The organism is Janthinobacterium fluminis (assembly GCF_028595325.1).
GTDB classification, from domain to species: Bacteria; Pseudomonadota; Gammaproteobacteria; order Burkholderiales; family Burkholderiaceae_D; genus Janthinobacterium; species Janthinobacterium fluminis.
The window spans coordinates 434,957-453,079 of the sequence record NZ_JAQQXR010000004.1; the positions used below are offsets into that span (position 1 = coordinate 434,957).

At 72.1% G+C, this 18,123-nt stretch carries 11 protein-coding genes; 3 read left to right on the forward strand and 8 right to left on the reverse strand.

Annotated features, from left to right (window positions below; translation table 11 throughout):
• Window positions 1-104: 104 nt before the first annotated feature.
• From crcB to OIK44_RS12880, 8 genes are all read right to left on the reverse strand, one after another.
• Window positions 105-479, reverse strand: coding sequence for a fluoride efflux transporter CrcB (gene crcB, locus OIK44_RS12845; protein WP_273671149.1), 375 nt, complete (start codon window positions 477-479; stop codon window positions 105-107).
• Window positions 476-934 carry a molybdenum cofactor biosynthesis protein MoaE gene (locus OIK44_RS12850; protein ID WP_273671150.1) on the reverse strand — a complete coding sequence of 153 codons (459 nt, stop codon included), beginning with the start codon at window positions 932-934 and terminating at the stop codon, window positions 476-478. The genes crcB and OIK44_RS12850 overlap by 4 nt, the downstream gene beginning before the upstream one ends.
• Complete coding sequence (locus OIK44_RS12855; protein ID WP_273671151.1) at window positions 931-3,471, reverse strand: DUF349 domain-containing protein; 2,541 nt, start codon at window positions 3,469-3,471, stop codon at window positions 931-933. The genes OIK44_RS12850 and OIK44_RS12855 overlap by 4 nt, the downstream gene beginning before the upstream one ends.
• Before the next feature lie 102 nt (window positions 3,472-3,573).
• Entirely contained in the window at window positions 3,574-4,233 is a 660-nt protein-coding gene (locus tag OIK44_RS12860; protein WP_273671152.1) for a hypothetical protein, read from the reverse strand.
• Between the two features lie 173 nt (window positions 4,234-4,406).
• Window positions 4,407-7,097 carry a bifunctional acetate--CoA ligase family protein/GNAT family N-acetyltransferase gene (locus OIK44_RS12865; RefSeq protein WP_273671153.1) on the reverse strand — a complete coding sequence of 897 codons (2,691 nt, stop codon included), beginning with the start codon at window positions 7,095-7,097 and terminating at the stop codon, window positions 4,407-4,409.
• Between the two features lie 49 nt (window positions 7,098-7,146).
• The gene (locus tag OIK44_RS12870; protein ID WP_273671154.1) at window positions 7,147-8,136 is read right to left on the reverse strand and encodes a DUF2804 domain-containing protein; all 990 of its coding nucleotides are present in this window, start codon (window positions 8,134-8,136) and stop codon (window positions 7,147-7,149) included.
• Window positions 8,133-9,377: a winged helix-turn-helix domain-containing protein gene (locus OIK44_RS12875; RefSeq protein ID WP_273671155.1), complete on the reverse strand. Its 1,245-nt coding sequence runs from the start codon at window positions 9,375-9,377 to the stop codon at window positions 8,133-8,135. Before OIK44_RS12875 ends, OIK44_RS12870 begins: the two co-directional genes overlap by 4 nt.
• A 3-nt stretch (window positions 9,378-9,380) precedes the next feature.
• Entirely contained in the window at window positions 9,381-9,752 is a 372-nt protein-coding gene (locus OIK44_RS12880) for a YajD family HNH nuclease (protein WP_273671156.1), read from the reverse strand.
• 252 nt (window positions 9,753-10,004) lie between these two features.
• Here OIK44_RS12880 and OIK44_RS12885 point away from each other — a divergent pair, with 252 nt between their 5' ends.
• From OIK44_RS12885 to OIK44_RS12895, 3 genes are all read left to right on the forward strand, one after another.
• The gene (locus tag OIK44_RS12885; protein WP_273671157.1) at window positions 10,005-13,028 is read left to right on the forward strand and encodes a diguanylate cyclase domain-containing protein; all 3,024 of its coding nucleotides are present in this window, start codon (window positions 10,005-10,007) and stop codon (window positions 13,026-13,028) included.
• Between the two features lie 93 nt (window positions 13,029-13,121).
• Entirely contained in the window at window positions 13,122-14,369 is a 1,248-nt protein-coding gene (locus OIK44_RS12890; protein ID WP_273671158.1) for an exonuclease SbcCD subunit D C-terminal domain-containing protein, read from the forward strand.
• Window positions 14,366-18,121, forward strand: a complete 3,756-nt coding sequence (locus tag OIK44_RS12895; RefSeq protein ID WP_273671159.1) for an AAA family ATPase — start codon at window positions 14,366-14,368, stop codon at window positions 18,119-18,121. The genes OIK44_RS12890 and OIK44_RS12895 overlap by 4 nt, the downstream gene beginning before the upstream one ends.
• Window positions 18,122-18,123: the final 2 nt, after the last annotated feature.

The window sequence follows — 18,123 nt, forward strand, 5'->3', positions numbered from 1 at the left end:
CCGGGAGATGATTTACTTAGGAATCAAGTTGGGACAGGCAAGATGTTTTCAAGTGCGCGGGATCGCCGAAAGGAAAATACCGCAGGCAAGGCCAACAGCCGGGCTCAGGCGGCCACGGCGCGCCAACTGGCCACGCCGAGGATGCAGCAGCCGATCGAGCCGAGCAGGTGCAGCGCGCTGTGGCCGAAGGCCCAGCCGTACTCGCCGCGCTGCAGGTAGGCCATCGCCTCGCCGGAGAAGGTCGAGAACGTCGTCAGGCCGCCGAGGAAGCCGGTGATGACGAACAGCCGCCAGGCCGGCGCCAGCCCCGGATGGCTGGAGAAGAAGGCGATGGCGACGCCGATCAGGTAACTGCCGATCCAGTTGACGGCCAGCGTGGCGATGGCCAGGCGCGCGTGCATGCCGGACATCCACACCGACATGCCCCAGCGCAGCCAGGCGCCCAGCGCCGCGCCGACGCCGACCGCCAGCCAGTTCACGCCTGCGCCCACTTGGCCAGCGCCGTCTCATCCGTCACGCGCGCGTCGACCCAGCGCGCGCCCTGCGGCGTCTGCTCTTTCTTCCAGAACGGCGCCTCGGTCTTCAGGTAGTCGATGATGTATTCGCAGGCGGCGAAAGCCTCGCCGCGGTGCGCCGCCGTGGTCAGCACCAGCACGATCTGCTCCTGCGGCTTGAGCGGGCCGACGCGGTGGACCACCAGCGCGTCGAACAGCGGCCAGCGCCGCATCGCCTGCTCGACGATGGCCTCGATCGACTGCTCCGTCATGCCCGGATAGTGTTCCAGCTCCATCCCGGCCACGGCCGCGCCCTCGTTGAGGTCGCGCACGGTGCCGACAAAGCTGACCACGGCGCCCACTTTGGCATTGCCGGCGCGCAGGCGCGCCATTTCCGCGCCCAGGTCGAAGTCCCCGGTCTGGACGCGCACGCGGCTCATTTGCCCTCCTTGACGGCGCCGCCGATGCGGCGCAGCAGCACTTCGATGCGGCTGACGGTGCGCGCGTCGGCCAGCGCCGGAATCGCGCACAGCTGCAGCAGCTGCGATGCCTGCGTCAGCGGCTTCTGGCCCGACTTCAGCGACGATTGCAGCACGTCGACCTGCATCTTCAGGCGCTCGCGGGCGAACTCGGCGCCGCTGTCGACGCCGGCGACGATCTCCAGGCGCAGCACTTCGCTGAGCAGGGTGGCGCGCTGCGCTTCGAGCTGCGCGGCGTAGTCGTCGCGGGCGCCGTCGAGCGCCGTGCGGGCGGCGCCGAAGCGCCCCTGCAGGCTGCGCTCGAACTGGCCGGCCAGCGGCGCCAGGGCGCTCCAGCGCGCGTCCCAGGCGGCGCCGTCCTGGCCGTCGCTGCCGGCGACGGCGCTTTCCAGCGCCTGGCACAGGCGCAGCTTGTCGCGCAGCGCATCCGCCTGCGCGGCGCCGGCGCGCTCGGCGATGGCGTCCGCCTGCGCCTGCAGCCCCGCCACCGCCGCGTGGTAGCGCTGCTCGATCTTCTGTTCGCTGACGCGCGGCACGGGGCCGGCGCCGTGCCAGCCGTCGCGCGCCTCGCGCAGCAGCGCGGCAATGGCGGCGGCGCGCTGTTTGTCGTCGCCCGTGTCGGGCAGGACCGCCGTTTCCAGCGCGGCGCAGACGGCCTCGCGGGCGTGCAGGTGCTCGCGCCGCTCGTGGTCGGCGGCGTGGGCGCTTTCCTTGCGCTTGGCGAAGACCTCGTCGCAGGCGGCGCGGAAGCGCTGCCACAACGCCTGTTCGGTGCGCCGCTCCAGCGGCAGCGCCTTGGCCAGCTCCTGCCATTTATCCTGCAGCGCGCGCAGCATGTCGACGGTGTTGCGCTCCATCGGCTTCAGCAGGCCGACTTCGACGATCAGCTGCTCGCGCCGCGCCGCCTCGATCTGGCGCTGCTCGGCCAGCGGCGCCGCCAGCAGGTCCAGCGCCTGGCCGAATTCGCCGTCGAGGCGTTTCTTTTCCTTGCGGTCGATGGTGCCGAGGCGGCTCCAGCCCAGCCGCAGGCGCTGGCCGGCGGCGGCGATCTGCTTCCAGTCGCCGCTGCCGGCGGCGGCCAGCGCCTGCGCCTCGGCGATCAATTCCAGCGCCTTCGCGGCGTTGCCGTGGCGCTCCTCGGCCAACTGCTTGAAATGCAGCGCGGCCGGCGCGTAGGCGAGCGTGCAGGCCGCGTCGAAACGCTCCCACAGCGATTTCGGCGCGTGGCCGGACAGGCTGTCGAGCGACTTCCAGCGCTCGCGCAGGCTGCCCACCTTCTTCGCCAGCTCGGCCATCGCCAATTCCTGCGCCGGCAATTCCTCGGCCGCCTTGACCAGTTCCTCGCGCGAGACGTTGCCGCCCCAGCGCGCCCAGTCGGCCAGGCGCTTGAATTCGGCGCGCACGGCGGCCAGGCGTTCGGACTGGGCCGGCGTCAGCCGCCCCGGCTTGCTGTCGCGCAGGGTCTTGTCATGTTCGGACGCCTGCTGCAGCAAGCCTTGCTGCAGCGCCGCCTCCAGGCCGTCGAGGGCCGCCAGAAAGTGCTGGCCGGCGTCTTGCGCCGGCGCGGCGGCGCGCTCCTCGCGCACGGCCTTGCGCGGCGCCGGCGCGCTGGCCAGCAGCGCGTCGAATTGCTGTTGCAGGCCGGCCGTCAGTTCATTGGCCGGCAGGCGCGGCAGCGCTTGCCAAGCCCGTTTCAGGCTGTCCGCGTTCAGGCTGGCGGGCTCCTGCGCCTGCCACTCGGCCAGCGCGGCCTGGCGCGCGTCGAAACCGGCCTGGTGCTGCGCCAGCGCGGCCAGCGCCGCCTCGGCCTGGGCCTGGGCGGCGGCGAAGTCGTTCAGCAAGTGTTTCGGCAAGGCGGGATACTCGGCGGCCGCGGCGCGCTGCGCCTGCTCGCCGCTCAAGCGCGCCAGCGCGGCGCCCGCCCCGGCCGCGTCCAGCGCGGCGCCCGGCAGGCGGCGCAACTCGGCCAGGGCGTCGATGACGGCGCGCTGCAGCGCCACCTGCGCCTCCAGGCGCTGCGCCAGCGCGGCGCGCGCGGCCTGGAATTCGGCCGCCAGGGCCGGCGCCGCCTGTATCACCTGCCACTGGCGGTCCAGCTCGGCCACCTGGTTCGGGCTGAGCTGCCCGTCGCGCAGCAGGCGCTGCGCCGTGTCGATGCCGGCGCGGGCTTTTTGCTGCTCGGCCTGCTCGTGGCGGATCACGTCCAGGCGCGCCTGCATCAGCTTGGCGACGCGGCGGTCGGTGTTGCGCATGGCCTGGTGGACTTGTTCCAGCGCGCCCTGGCTGTGCACGTGGGCGGCCGCGATCAGGCGCGCGTCGGCGTATTCGCTGGACAGGATGAAGGCCGTGGCCGCCGCCTCGTCGCCGGCCACGGCCTGCGCCCGGGCCGCGTGCTCGGCCCGCCGCGACGCGGCCTGGGCGGTGGCCGCGTGGTCGACCGCCACAGCCTGCGGTTCGGTCGGTTTGCTGGCGGAGCGCTTAAACAGGAATTGGAACATGGCGTGCTTTGAATGGATCAAAACCGCCATCATAGCAAAGCCGCGCGCCGGGCATGGGCGGCGCCGACGCCGGGCCGCCCCGGGCCGGTCCGGGGCCGGGCTTCAGTCAGCGGCGGCGCGCCGGGGCGCGGACTCGCGGCGCGGCGGTGGCGGCAAGCCGGCCAGCGTCAGTTCGGGTGGCTCGAAGCGGACCAGGGCCTCGGCCGCGTCCGGCTGCACCCGCGCCAGTTCGATCACCGGCGCCCTGGCGCGCCGCGTTTCGACGACGCGGGCGTCGTGCAGCAGGAACTGGTTGGCGATCGAGAACCAGGCGTCGCCGCAGATGGCGCTGCGGGCAATGCTGAACAGTTCGCGCTCCTCGCGCTCCAGCCGTTTCAGCAGCGCCGCGCAAAACGCGTCCATGCTGCCGCACAACTGCGCGACCTGCTCGTCCGTGTGCACCGTCATGCTGCCGGCGCGCTGCTGCATGGCCTTGACGATGTCGAGCGCGGCGTTGTTGAGCGTGCTCAACTCGTCGAGCAGGCGGTCCGCCTGCTCGGTGGCCTGGCGCAGCGCCGGGATCAGGTAGATTTCCACCTTGCGCCAGTGGCAAGCCTGGTACAGCCGGTTCAGGCAGTCGCAGGCATATTGAAGCTGGGCAAGGCTAATGCTGTTCTGGTGGCGCAAATTGGCTTGCACATACTGTTGAAACGACTGCAGGCTCAGGCGCACGCTGGCCTGTTCCACCGACAAAGCAACCAAAGTGTATGTGGCCGTTAACATTCTTACTCCCAAGCAAACCCGTGGCCGCGCGGAGCGGCAACCATGAATGATTCGCGGCCGGCGCCCGCGTGCGGCATGCGGGTCCGGGCCTGAAATTGAAAGTATAAATAAAGCGCACTACTGTGAATTTGATATCGGACAAACCGCTGCCGCTGCCCTCAGCGATCGGCGGCTCAGGATGGCGGCGCGGCGGGCGCCTGCAGTTTCAGGCGCAGCCGCACCGTGCCCGGATCGGGCGAGGCGTGGACCGTGCCGCCGAAACTGCGCACCAGATGTTGCACGCCGGTATTCTGGGACAGCGCATCGCCGCTGAGCTGCTCCGTGCCGCGGCTGCGGAAGTACTCGATCAGCTTGCCAAACAGGATAGCGCCAAGTCCCTGCCCTTTCAAGTCCGATCGCACGATGATGGCGAAATCGGCGTCGATATTGTCGGGGTCGGCCACAGCCCGCACCACGCCCAGGGTTTCCGGGCGGCCGTCGGCGCCGCCGCGGGTGGCGATGAAGGCCATGGCGCGGTCGTAGTCGATCTGCGTCAGGCGCGCCAGCTGGGCCGGCGCCAGCTCGCGCACGGCCGTGAAAAAGCGCAGCCGCACGTCGTCCGGGTCGAGCGCGTTGAAGAACGCCAGGTGGGCCGGCGCGTCCTCGGGGCGGATCGGGCGCAGCGTCAGCGTCCCGCCCTGCCACTGGCGCTGCTGCTCCAGCTCCTGCGGATAGGGGCGGATCGCCAGGCGGTCGGTGCGCGCGCCCGGCTGCAGGCGGATGCGCGCGTCCAGCGCGATGACGCCGCCGGCGTCGGCCAGCAGCGGGTTGATGTCCAGCTCGGCCAGCTCGGCGACGTCGGCGGCCAGCTCGGCCACCTGGATCAGCGTGTGGCAGATGGCGTCCAGGTCGGCCGCCGGCAAATTGCGGTAGCCGGCCAGCAGCTTGGCCACGCGGGTGCGCCCCAGCATGTCGCGCGCCAGCGCCATGTTCAGCGGCGGCAGGCCGATGGCGCGGTCGGCCGTGACCTCGACGGCGACGCCGCCCTGGCCGACCAGCACCACCGGGCCGAACACCGGGTCGCTGGAGACGCCGACGATCAGCTCCTGCGCCTGCGGCCGGCGCGCCATGCGCTGCACGGCGAAACCCTGCAGCGCCGCGTCCGGGCGCAGCCGGCGCACCCGCTTGAGCATCGCCGCGGCCGCCGCGCGCAGCGCCTCCGGCGTCTCCAGGTCGAGGGCGACGCCGCCGACGTCGGACTTGTGCGGCAGCGCCGGCGCGTGGATCTTCAGCGCCACCGGATAGCCGATCTCGCCGGCCAGCGCCAGCGCGTGCTCGACGTCGCGCGCCATGCGCGTGTCGGCCACCGGGATGCCGTAGGCGGCCAGCACCTGCTGCGACTCGCACTGGCCCAGCTCGTCCTGCCCGGCCGCCAGCGCCGCCGCGACGATGGCGCGCACGCGCGCCCGCTGCGGCGCGGCGGCGGCCGGCAGCTGCGCCGGCACCTCCATCAGCAAATCCTGGTTGCGGCGGTACTGGACGATCTGCATGAAGGCCAGCACGGCCCGCTCCGGCGTGGCGTAGCTGGGCAGGCCGGCGCGCGAGAGGATCTGCCGCGCCGGCGCCACCTCGGCGCCGCCCAGCCAGCACGACAGCACATTGCGCGGCGCCGCCCGCGCCAGCGGCGCCAGCGCCTCGGCCAGCTCGGCGCTGGACACCATCGCCGACGGCGCGTGCAGGAACAGCAGCGCGTCCGCCTCCGGCGCCTCCAGCAGCGGCGGCAGCGCCGCCAGATAGCGCTGCAGCGGCGCGTCGCCGCCGATGTCGACGGGGTTGGCCTGCGGCCAGGCCGGCGGCAGCACCCGCCCGAGCTGCTGCCGCGTCGCCTCCGACAGCTCGGCCAGGCGGCCGCCGGCGCCGACCAGCGCGTCGGTCGCCATCACGCCCAGGCCGCCGCCGTTGGTGACGATGGCCAGGCGCCCGCCGCGCTGCGGCTTGGCGTGCGCCAGCGTCTCGGCGGCGTTGAACAACTCCTCCGAGGAATCCACCCGCAGCATGCCGGCGCGGCGGATCGCCGCGTCGTAGACGCCGTCCGAGCCGGCCAGCGCGCCCGAGTGCGAGGCGGCCGCCGCCGCGCCCTCGGCCTCGCGGCCCGCCTTCAGCACGATCACCGGCTTGCTGCGCGCCGCCACCCGCGCCGCCGACATGAACTTGCGCGCGGCGCGCAAATCCTGCATGTACAGCAGGATCGCGCCGGTGTCGGCGTCGCCGGCCAGGTAGTCGAGCAGGTCGCCGAAATCGACGTCGCCGGCGCCACCCAGCGAGACAAACTTGGAAAAGCCGATGCCGTTCGCCTTGGCCCAGTCGAGCACGCCGGTGACGAGGGCGCCGGACTGCGACACGAAGGCGATCTTGCCGGGCTGCGCGCCGGTGTGGGCGAAGCTGGCGTTCAAGCCCAGCGCCGGCACCAGCAAGCCGACGCTGTTCGGCCCGAGGATGCGCAGCAGGTGCGGCCGGGCCGCGTCGAGCATGGCCTGGTGGACGGTCTTGCCGCCGCCCGCCTTGAGCACGTCCAGCCCGGCCGTCATGACGATGGCCGCCTTGGTGCCGCGCGCGCCCAGCTCGCGGATCAGCGCCGGGATGGTCGCCGGCGGCGTGCAGATGACGGCCAGCTCGGGCGCCTCCGGCAGCGCGGCGACGCGGCCATAGCATGGCAGGCCGGCCAACTCCTCGTACTTCGGGTTGACCGGCCAGATGGCGCCGGCGTAGCCGCCCTGCCGCATATTGTTCAGCAGCGTCGCGCCGATGCTGCGCTCCTTGCGGGAAGCGCCGATCAGCGCCACCGATTGCGGCTTGAACAGGCTGTCGAAATTCCGGATACTCATGGCGCCGCCTTGTCAAATAAATCGTGGTCTGTCCCCCGCCGCCCGGCCCCTACCAGCGCGAGCGGTGGTCCTCCGTCACGCCGGCCAGTTGCGCGACGATGCGCTTGGGCGCGTCGGCGCTGGCCCGCACCCAGCCGCTGAAGGTGCCGATCGGCTGCACGTAGCGGCTGGCCGCCACCAGCAGGTTCTTGTCCTTGGCGCGCGCGCCCTCCGGCTTGAAGTGCAGGTCGAGCAGGCCGTCGTCCGTATGGATGTGCCAGGGCGCCAGCGGCGCGGCCGGCTGGAAGTCGAAATGCGCCGCGCCCAGCCCGTACAGCTGGCCGTCCAGCCACAGCGCGTTTTCCTGCGCGCCGAAGTAGCCGGCCTGCAGGTTGAAGCCCAGGTCCAGGCTGTGCGCCGAGGCCCAGCGCCACGCCGTCTCGCGCGCCAGCAGGCCGTTCGAGTAGTCGAAGCTGGCGACGCCGCCGTCCAGGCTGTGGCGCACGGCGCCGTAGGCCGCCTCGCCCCACAGCGGCAGGCCCGTCGATTTCTGCGTCGCGTGCGCCGAGCCGCCGGCGGCCGGCCCGCAGGCCAGCAGCAGCGGCATCAGGTCGGGGCCGAATTCGGCGGCGATCCGCAGGCCCGGGCCCTCCACCTTGAGCCGGTACAGGCGCTGGCCGACGCATTCGATGCCGATGCGCCTGGAGAGGAAGCGGAAGCGGCTGGCGCCGCCGGCGTTGCCGGCCAGGCTGGCCGTCAGGCCCGGCACGCCGTCCTGCGAGAACTCGGCGACGATGCGCCGCTCGCGGCGGTCGAAGATGTAGGCGAAGGCCGTGTTGGTCCAGCCGACGTCGACGATGGCCACGCCGCAGAACAGCTCCGGCGTGGCCAGCGCCACGTAGTGCCAACGCTTGTGGTGGAAGCGCCGCCACCAGGCGCCGCGGGCGTGCGGCGGCGCCAGTTCGTGCCAGTCGAAGGCGTCGACCTGGCCGGCGTAGCGGCCAAACCTGGGCCGGCCCTCGGCCGTCAGCAGGTTTTCCGGCGCGGCGGGCAGCATCATGCGTCCGCCGGCGCGGCGGCGCCGGCGGCGTCGAGGCAGGCGCGCAGCAGCGCCGCGAACGCCTGCGGCTCGGCCTGGGTGAGGCGCACGCGCGGGCAGCCGTGCCAGTTGGCCAGGCGCCGCAGCGCGCCGGCCACGTCGGCGCCGAAGCGCGCGCTCAGGCGCACGCCCGGCTCCAGCGTCAGCGCCTTCAGCTCGAAGACGCCGTCGCCGCGGTGCGCCTTGGCGTCGACCCGCCCGACCAGCGCGCCGCGGCGCAGGATCGGCAGCGTGAAGTAGCCGTAGCGGCGCTTCTCGGCCGGCGTGTAGCATTCCAGCCGGTAGTCGAAGCCGAACAGCTCCAGCGCGCGGCGGCGGTCCCACACCACCGGGTCGAACGGCGACAGCAGCGTGGTCACCGTCGAGGCCAGCGCGCCGGCCGCGGCGCGCTGCGCCAGCGCGGCGTGGTCGGGGTGGATGTAGACGGGCTCGTCCCAGCCCTCGACGCGGGCGCGCAGCAGCGCCCCCTCGGCCGCCAGCGCCGCCGGGTCGGGGCGCTCGCCCTTGGTGCGGAAATAGTCGGCGATCCAGGACGCCTTCGCCAGCCCCAGCGCCTTGACGCTTTGCAGCAGCAGCGCCCGCCCCGTCTCGGCCGGCGCCGCCAGCAGGCCGTCGTGCCAGTGCGGCAGCACGCGCTCGGCCAGGTCGTAGTAGCGCTGGAAGTTGTGGCGCCGGGCGATCATCAGCACGCCGGCCGTGAACAGCGCCTCCAGCGAGCGCTTCTCCGGCTTCCAGCCCCACCAGCCGCCGCCCTGGCCGTCGCTGCGCTGGAAATCGGCGGAGCGGGTCGGGCCGTTGGCGCGGATGTGCTCCAGCACGGCCTCGACGTCGGCGCGGCGCTCGCTCATCCACTGCGCCGAATACTTCCAGCCCATCGCGGCCGGGTCGAGCATGCGCCGGCGGTACAGGCCGTAATCCTCGACCGGCACGAAACAGGCTTCGTGGGCCCAGTACTCGAACAGCGCGCCCTCGCCCAGCAACTGCTCCAGCCAGGCCTGCGGGTAGTCGCCCAGCCGGCTCCACAGCACCAGATACGGGCTGCGCGCGACGACGTGGATGGTGTCGATCTGCAGCACGCCCATCTGGCGTATCGCCGCCAGCAGGTCGGCCTTGACGGCCTTGCCGCGGCGCGGCTGCGCCAGTCCCTGCGCCGCCAGGTGCAGCGCGCGCGCCGCCGGCAGCGACAGCGTCAGCCCGTCCAAGGGCTAGTCCTTCTTCTTGATCAGGCCGGCCAGCGCGGCGAAGGGGTTGTGCGTGGCCGGCTGCACCGTCGCCGACTGCAGCCCGGCGCCGCGGTCGGCCTCCAGGTAGCGCGAGTGCTCGTTGTCGTGGCAGTACAGGCACAACAGCTCCCAATTGCTGCCGTCGGGCGGATTATTGTCGTGGTTGTGGTCGCGGTGGTGCACCGTCAGCTGCTGCACGTTGGCGCGCGTGAACTCGCGCATGCAGCGGCCGCAGATCCACGGATACATCTTCAGCGAACGCTCGCGGTAGCCGCTCTCGCGCAGATCGGCGGCGCGGCGCGCGTCGGCGACGATACGGTCCAGTTTCGCCGCATCCGGCTTTTTGCTTTGCATGACAACCCCCGCCTGAACCTACATAAAAACACATTGTTGCACATTGTGTATCGGCGCCACAAGCCGGGGCGCCGGACGTGTCATTTTGCGACACCGGCGCGCCGCCAACAAGCGGGCGCGGCCCTATTTTTGGCGTGCGCGGCCCCAAGCCCGGCAATTTGGCGCAGAATAGGGGCGCTGCCAGCTGCGCCGCTTTCGGCTATTATGCGCGGCATCCCTACCGTTCAACGATTCTGCCTCGCAAGCGCCCAATTGATCTCTCCGATTCGCACCGTCCGACGTTTGCTGAGCCGTCTGTATCTGCTGATACTGCTGCCGGCCTTCGCGCTGGCCCTGTTGCTGGCCCTGTGGAGCGCCGCCTTCTACCAGGTGAGCCAGGAGCGCGCCGCCGCGCTGCGCGAGGCCGTCGCCGCCAGCCAGTCGCTGGCGCGCACGCTGGCCGACCACACCAGTTTCATCCTGCGCCAGACCGACCACGCCACCCAGTTGTTCAAACTGAAATTCGAGGAGAGCGAGGGCACGCTGCGCCTCAACGAGTTCACCCGCCCCGGCGGCCTGCTCGACAGCGTGCTGCCGTCCAAGCTCGACCCGCCCATCGCCCTGATCGGCGCCGACGGCGCCGTCATCGACAGCGTCAACGCCTTCATGCCCGACGACATGACCGATTCCGCCTTTTTCAAGGCCCACATGGCCAGCCCATCCGAGACGCCGCTGTTCGGCACGCCGGTGCTGGAGCCGCGCACGCAAAAGTGGCTGATCCGCACCTCGCGCCGCCTCAACGACTACCGCGGCCGCTTCGCCGGCGTCATCGTCATCATGCTCGAACCGAGCTATTTCGTCGACGACTACGACCGCCTCAACGTCGACGACGCCGGCGCGCTGATGCTGCTCACGCGCGACACCGGCCTGACCGTGGGCCGCGTCGGCGAGCGCCTGATCATCAGCGACAAGCTCGACTTCGGCGCGCCGGCCGGCGCCCAGCACCCGCCCGAGCAGCTGGCCATCAGCGAGCCCTTCGACCAGGTCGCGCGCATCTACAGCTACCGCGAGACGCCGCGCTACCCGCTGCTGGCCGTGGTCGGCATCGCCGAGCGCGTGGCGATGGCCAACTTCGAGCAGCGCCGGCGCCTGTATTTCGGCGCCGTCGCCGCCGCCACGCTGCTGATCGCCGCCTTCACGGGGCTGCTGATGCGCCAGCAGCGGCGCCTGCGCCACAGCACGCGCGCGGCCAGCGAGGCGCAGTCGATGCTGCGCGCGGCCGCCCACGGCAGCCTCGACGCCGTGTTCCTGCTGAAGGCCTGGCGCCCCGCCGGGCCGGGCCGGGCGGTCGAGGACTTCCTCATCGCCGACACCAACGAGCGCGGCGCCGACATGCTCGGCAAGCCGCGCGCCGACGTGCTCGGCCAGAAGGCTTGCCAGTTGCTGCCAATGCTGCGCCAGCCGAGCTTTTTCGGCGAGTACCTGGCCGTGCTGGAGAGCGGCCAGCCGCGCGAGGGCGAGTTCGAGGTGCGCCTGGCCTCCGGCGCGAAACGCTGGCTGCAACACCAGATCGTCGCTATCGACGACGGCGTCGCCGTCACCACGCGCGACATCAGCGCGCGCAAGCAGGACGAGCTGGAAACGCGCAACAACCGCGCCTTCCTGCAGTCGCTGATCGAGCACCTGCCGGTGCTGGTCTACGTCAAGAGCGCGCGCCCGGAAACCTTCGGCCAGATGGTGGTGTGGAACCAGGCCGCCGAAAGCGTCACCGGCTACGCCGCCGCCGCCGTCGTCGGCAAGAGCGACAGCGCCGCCTTCGCGCCCGACTCCGGCCTGCGCGACGACGGCGCCGACCAGCGCCTGCTGGCCCAGCGCAGCGTCGTCGAAGTGCCCGACAAGCCGCTGCGCCGCCCCGACGGCGCGCTGCGCCACCTGCACACGGTGTCGGTGCCGCTGTTCGACCAGCAGGGCCAGACCGAATACATCCTGTGCATCGGCGAGGACGTGTCGCTGCGGCTGCGCCACGAGCAGACGCTGCGCGAAAACCAGGCCGAGCTGGCGGCCGTCACGGACGCCTCGCCGCTGGGCCTGGTGCGCCTGGGCGCGTCGCGCCAGTGCAGCTACGTCAACCGCACCTTCGAATCCATCACCGGGCTGGCGCGCGAGGCCGCGCTGGGCGCCGGCTGGCTGGCCGCCGTGCATCCGGACGACCAGGCCCGGATGGCGGCGGCGCTGGAGCGCCTGGAACGCCAGCACCTGCCGTTCCAGCTGACGCTGCGCGGCCTGCACCGCGACGGCCGGGTGGTCTGGCTGGCCGTGAAATTCGCCGCCATCCTGGTCGGCGAGGCCGTCGCCGGCTACGTCGGCAGCTTCGACGACATCACCGTCGTGCGCGAAGCCGAGGTCGCGCTGCTGGAGAGCGAGGCGCGCCTGCGCACCATCGCCGACACGCTGCCGGCGATGATCGCCTACGTCGACGCCGAGCAGGTCTACCGCTTCCACAACATCGCCTACGAGCGCGAATTCAGCCGGACCGGCCAGCACGTGCTGGGCCAGAGCGTGCGCGACACGGTCGGCGAGGCGCACTACCGCACGCTGCAGCCCTACATCGCCCGCGTGCTGCGCGGCGAAACGCTGAGCTTCGAGGAGGACGACGAAAGCGATGGCGCCGAGCGCTGCACCGAGGTCAACTACATTCCCCAGTACGGCGAAAACAGCGACATCGTGGTCGGCTTCCATGTCATGCGCCAGGACATCACGATCCAGAAACGGGAGAAGCAGCGCCTGCTGAAACTGACCCAGGTGGATGCGCTGACGGGGCTGACCAACCGCGCCGGCTTCCTGCAAAAGCTCAGCGACGCCATGCAGCACTGCCAGGAAAGCCACAGCCTGATGGCCGTGATGTACATGGACATCGACCGCTTCAAGCCGGTCAACGACACCTACGGCCACAGCGTCGGCGACGCCCTGCTGCGGGCCTTTTCGGCGCGCCTGACGCACACCATGCGCGCCAGCGACACCATCGCCCGCCTGGGCGGCGACGAATTCACCATCATCATGGAGAAGATCGCCCGGCCCGAGGACGCCTCCGTGCTGGCGGCGAAGATCGTCACGGCGATGCAGGCGCCGTTCGACCTGGACGGCATCGACGTCGGCATCTCGGCCAGCATCGGCCTGGCCTACTACCGCAACGAGGACTTGACCCCGGCGGCGCTGCTGAAGCAGGCCGACATGCTGCTGTACCAGGCCAAGCAGGGCGGCCGCAACACCTACCGCGCCGGCGCGCTGGTGGCGTAGGCGCGCCCGCCGCCCTTGGTTTTCGGCAGTTTACCGTCGCGGACCCGGGTATATTGCGCTATATTGGGCGCCTGTTCCCCGCACCAACACACTATGCGCCTGCTGCACACCTCCGACTGGCACCTCGGCCAGACCCTGCACAACTTCGAGCGCCACCACGAGCACCAGTGCTTCCTCGACTGGCTGCTCGACACCATCGTCGCCGAGCAGGCCGACGCGCTGCTGATCGCCGGCGACATCTTCGACAACGCCAACCCCTCGTCGGCCTCGCAAAAGCAGCTCTACACCTTCCTGCAGCAGGCCAGGCAGCGCGCGCCAAACCTGACGCTGATCGCCGTCGCCGGCAACCACGACTCGCCCGGCCGGCTGGAGGCGCCGGCGCCGCTGCTGCAGGCGCACGACACCCACGTCATCGGCCACGTGCTGCGCGACGCCGACGGCAACATCGACGTGGCCCGCATGGTGCTGCCGCTGTCCGACAAGCACGGCGCCGTGCGCGCCTGGTGCCTGGCGCTGCCCTTCCTGCGCCCCGGCGACGTACCGCGCGCGGAAAGCGCCGCGCCGCCAGGCGGCGAGGCGCCCGATCCCTACCTGGCCGGCATCGCCCTGCTGTACCGCCAGGCGCTGGACGTGGCGCTGGCGCGGCGCCAGCCGGGCCAGGCCATCGTCGCGATGGGCCACTGCCACATGGTCGGCGGCGAAATGTCCAACGACTCCGAGCGCCGCATCGTCATCGGCGGCACCGAGATGCTGCCCTCCGGCGTGTTCGGCGCGGACATCGCCTACGCTGCGCTGGGCCATCTGCACCTGGCGCAGCAGGTCGGCAAGCAGGCGCAGCTGCGCTACTGCGGCAGCCCGATCCCGCTGTCCTTCGCCGAAGTCGGCTACCGCCACCAGATCCTGCGCATCGACCTCGACGGCGCGGCCGTGCGCGAGATCACGCCGCTGCCGGTGCCGCGCGCCGTCGAACTGCTGCGCGTGCCGCTCAAGCCGGCGCCGCTGGAGCAGGTGCTGGCCGAACTGGCCGCCCTGGAAGCGCCCGAGGCGGCGCCCGAGGCCTGGCCCTTCCTTGAAGTGCGGGTGCGGCTGGACGCGCCCGAACCGGGCCTGCGCAGCCGCGTCGAGGCGGCGCTGGAGGGCAAGGCGGTGCGCCTGGCGAAAATTGAAACGTCGAGCGCGGCGCGCAGCGCCGGCGCCGCGCCGCTGACGCTGGACCAGCTCGACCAGCTGCAGCCGGACGACATCTTCCGCCGCCTGTACCTGCAAAAATTCTCCAGCGAGGCGCCGGCGGAGCAGTTGAGCGCCTTCGCGGAACTGCTGCTGGAAGATAAAACCGCATGAAAATCCTCAAAATCGGCGGCAAAAACCTGGCCTCGCTGGCCGGCGAATTCAGCGTCGACTTCGGCCAGGAGCCGTTGGCGTCGAGCGGCCTGTTCGCCATCAGCGGCCCGACCGGGGCCGGCAAGAGCACCCTGCTCGACGCACTCTGCCTGGCCCTGTACGACGCCACCCCGCGCCTGCTCAAGGTGGCCGGGCGCAACGCCCTGCCCGACGTCGGCAAGGACACCGTGTCGGCCCAGGACACCCGCACGCTGCTGCGCCGCGGCAGCGCCGAGGGCTACGCCGAGGTCGATTTCGTCGGCAACGACGGCATCGCCTACCGGGCGCGCTGGAGCGTGCGGCGTTCGCGCACCAAGGCCGAGGGCGCGCTGCAGCCGACCGCCATGAGCTTGCACCAGTTGCCGGCGCTGCAGCCGATCGGCGCCACCAAGACCGAGGTGAAGGCCGACATCGAGCGGCGCATCGGCCTGTCGTTCGAGCAGTTCACGCGCGCCGTGCTGCTGGCGCAGAACGAGTTCGCCACCTTCCTCAAGACCGAGGACAACGAGCGCGGCGAGCTGCTGGAAACCCTCACCGGCAGCACCGTCTACAGCGCCATCTCGATGCGCGCCTACGAGCGCGCGCGCCGCGAACAGGCGGCGCTGCTGCGCCTGACTGAGCGGCTGGCCGACCAGAAACCGCTAGGCGCCGAGGAGCGCATCGCGCTCGACGGCGCCAGCGCCGCGTCCGAGGCCGCGCTGGCGCTGCTCGACCAACACCAGGCGGTGCTGGAGCAGCGCGCGCGCTGGCACGAGGAAGCGGAAAAGCTGCTGCACAACGAACAACTGGCGCAACAGGCGCTGCAGGCCAGCGAGGCCGAAGTCGCCGGCTTCGCCGCGCGCCGCGCCGCGCTGGCGCAGAACGACGCGGTGCAGGCGGCGCGCCCGCTGGCCGACGACATCGCGCGCCTCGACGCCGAGCTGGCGCAGACGCGGGCCGTGCTGGCCGCCAGCCAACGCGACGCCGCCCAGGCCGCGCTGGCGCAGGACGGGCTGACGGCGGCGCTGCGCCACAGCGCCGCCGCGCTGCAGGAAGCGGAGCTGGCGCAACGCAATGCCGCCCCGCAGCTCGACCAGGCCAAGGCGCTCGACGCCCGTCTGGACGGGCTGCGCCCGGCGCACCGGGAAGCCGCGCAGGCCGGACGCGAAGCCGAAAGCGCGCACGAGGCGGCCCGCGCCGCCGCGCAGGAAACCCAGGATAGGCACGAGCAGTTGCGCGCCGCGCGCGCGGCCAGCGCCGCCTGGCTGGAACAACACCAGCAATGGGCGGCGCTGGCGCAAGGCTGGCAGCGCTGGGACCTGCTGTTCGTCCAGGCCGGACAGGCCGCCGCGCAGGCCGACACGGTGGCGCAGGCGCTGGCGGCCGCGCAGCGGGCCGCCAAGGCCGGCACCGACGACGAGGCGGCCAGCGCCGCCAACCTGCGGGCGGCGGCGCTGAACGCGGCGGAACTGGAAACGCAGCGGCAACGGGCCGGCGCCGCGCTGGCCGCCATCGACGGCGACGCGCTGCAAGCGCAGCGCCGCCACATCGAGCAGCGCCGCGCCGCGCTGGCGGGCGCGGAAAAAATCTGGACCGAACTGGCCGGCAAGCAGGCGCGCGACGCGCTGCTGCGGGAACAGGCCGGGCAACTGCAATTGGCGAAAGCGGCGGCCGAAACGGCGCTGGCGCGGGAACAGGCCAGGGCCGAGGCGCTGATGGCGGCGTTCAGCCAGGCCGAGCGTTCGCTGAAGGGCGCGGAAGCGGCCTGCGCGGCCAGCGTCAAAACGCTGCGCGCCACCCTGGAGGACGACGCGCCCTGCCCCGTCTGCGGCGCGCTGGAACACCCCTACCGGGGCGACGACGACGCGCTGCACGCCATGCTCGCCAGCCTGCAGGCCGAGGTGGCGCGCTGCCGCCGCGACGCCGAGGAAAACATCGCCCACCAGGCCAGCCAGCGCACCGTCAAGGCCGGCTGCATCGAACAACTGGGCGCACTCAAGGACGAGCGGCGCGCGCTGGCCGAAACGCTGGGCGCCATCGCCCCGGCCTGGGCGGCCCAGGCCGATACGCTGCAACTGCCCGCCGACGCCGAACCGGCAGGCTGGCTCGGCGCGCAGGCGCAAGCCGCGCAGGCCGAACTGCAGGCGCTGGAGCGGCAAGAGCAGACGCTGCGCCACGCCCTCGCCGCGCGCGACCAGGCCCAGCGCGCCTGCGACCAGGCGGCCGGCGAACAAGCGCGCCTGACGGCGGCCGCGGCGGCGGCGCAAAGCCGGCTGGCGCAGCAGCGGGCGGACGTCGCCGCACAGGACGACAAGCGCCTCGCGCTGGCCCTGCAACTGGGCGCCCTGCTCGACGAACTGGACGGTGCCTTCAACCACGCCGACAGCGTCAACGAAGACTGGAAGGACAGTTGGCACGCGGCGCCGTCCGGCTTCCACGCGGCGCGCGGCGCCGAGAGCCGGCAATGGCTGGCGCAGCAGCGCGGCCACGAGGAACGCGGCGCGGCGCTGGCCACCCTCGACGCCGAATTGAAGGCGGCAGTCGCGCTGGCGGCCAAGGCGGCGCTGGACGCCGGCGCCACCCAGCGCGCCTACGCCGCGCTGGACGCCACGGCCAGGAGCATGCGGGCCGAGCGCGCGGCACTGTGGCAGGGCCGCGCCGTCGGCGACGTCGAGGCCGCGCTGAGCGCCGCCGTCGAACAGGCCAAAGTCCGCCTGGCCGCGCAGCAGGAGGCGCAGCGCCAGGCCGAACAGCAGCGCGCCCGCCTCGACGAGGCGCAGGCACAGGCGCAGCGCCGGCTGGCCGACCTGGACGCGGCGGCAGCGGCCGCCGCCGCCAAACTGGCCGCCTGGCTGCGGCACTTCCTGGCGCAGCAGCCCGAAGCCGCGGCGCAGGACTTGGAGCAGTTGCGCGCGCTGCTGGCGGTGCCGGCCGAGGCCATCGCCGCCGAACGCGGCGCGCTGCGCGAGCTCGACGCCAGGGCGGCCAGCGCGGCCACCGTGCTGGCCGAACGGCGCGCCCAGCGCGAACAGCACCAGCGCCAGCCGCAGGCCGTCGCACAGGACGCCGCCGGCGTGGCGGCCGACCTGGCCGCGCTGACGCTGGAGCGCAAAGGCGCGCACGACGCCGCCACGGCGCTGCGCCTGGCCATCGCCCAGGACGAGGCGCGCCGCCACAGCGCGCAGGGAATGCTGGCCGAAATCGGCCAGCAGGAGGAAATCGAGCGCCGCTGGGCGCGCATGAACGAATTGATCGGCTCGGCCGACGGCAAGAAATTCCGCAACTACGCGCAGCAGTTCACGCTCGACGTGCTGCTCGGCTACGCCAACGCTCACCTGAACCAGCTGGCGCGGCGCTACCAGCTGGAGCGCATCGACAACCCGGCCAACCCCTCGCTGGGGCTGATGGTGCGCGACCAGGACATGGGCGGCGAGCTGCGCTCGGTGCACTCGCTGTCGGGCGGCGAATCCTTCCTCGTCTCGCTGGCCCTGGCGCTGGGTCTGGCCTCGCTGTCGTCGAACCGGGTGCGCGTCGAATCGCTGTTCATCGACGAGGGCTTCGGCAGCCTCGACTCGGAAACGCTGCGCGTGGCGATGGACGCGCTTGACGGCTTACAGTCGATGGGACGCAAGGTCGGCGTCATTTCGCACGTGCAGGAAATGACGGAACGCATCGCCACCAAAATCATGGTCCAGCCGCTGGCCGGCGGACGCAGCGCCGTGTCGGTGCAGTAAGG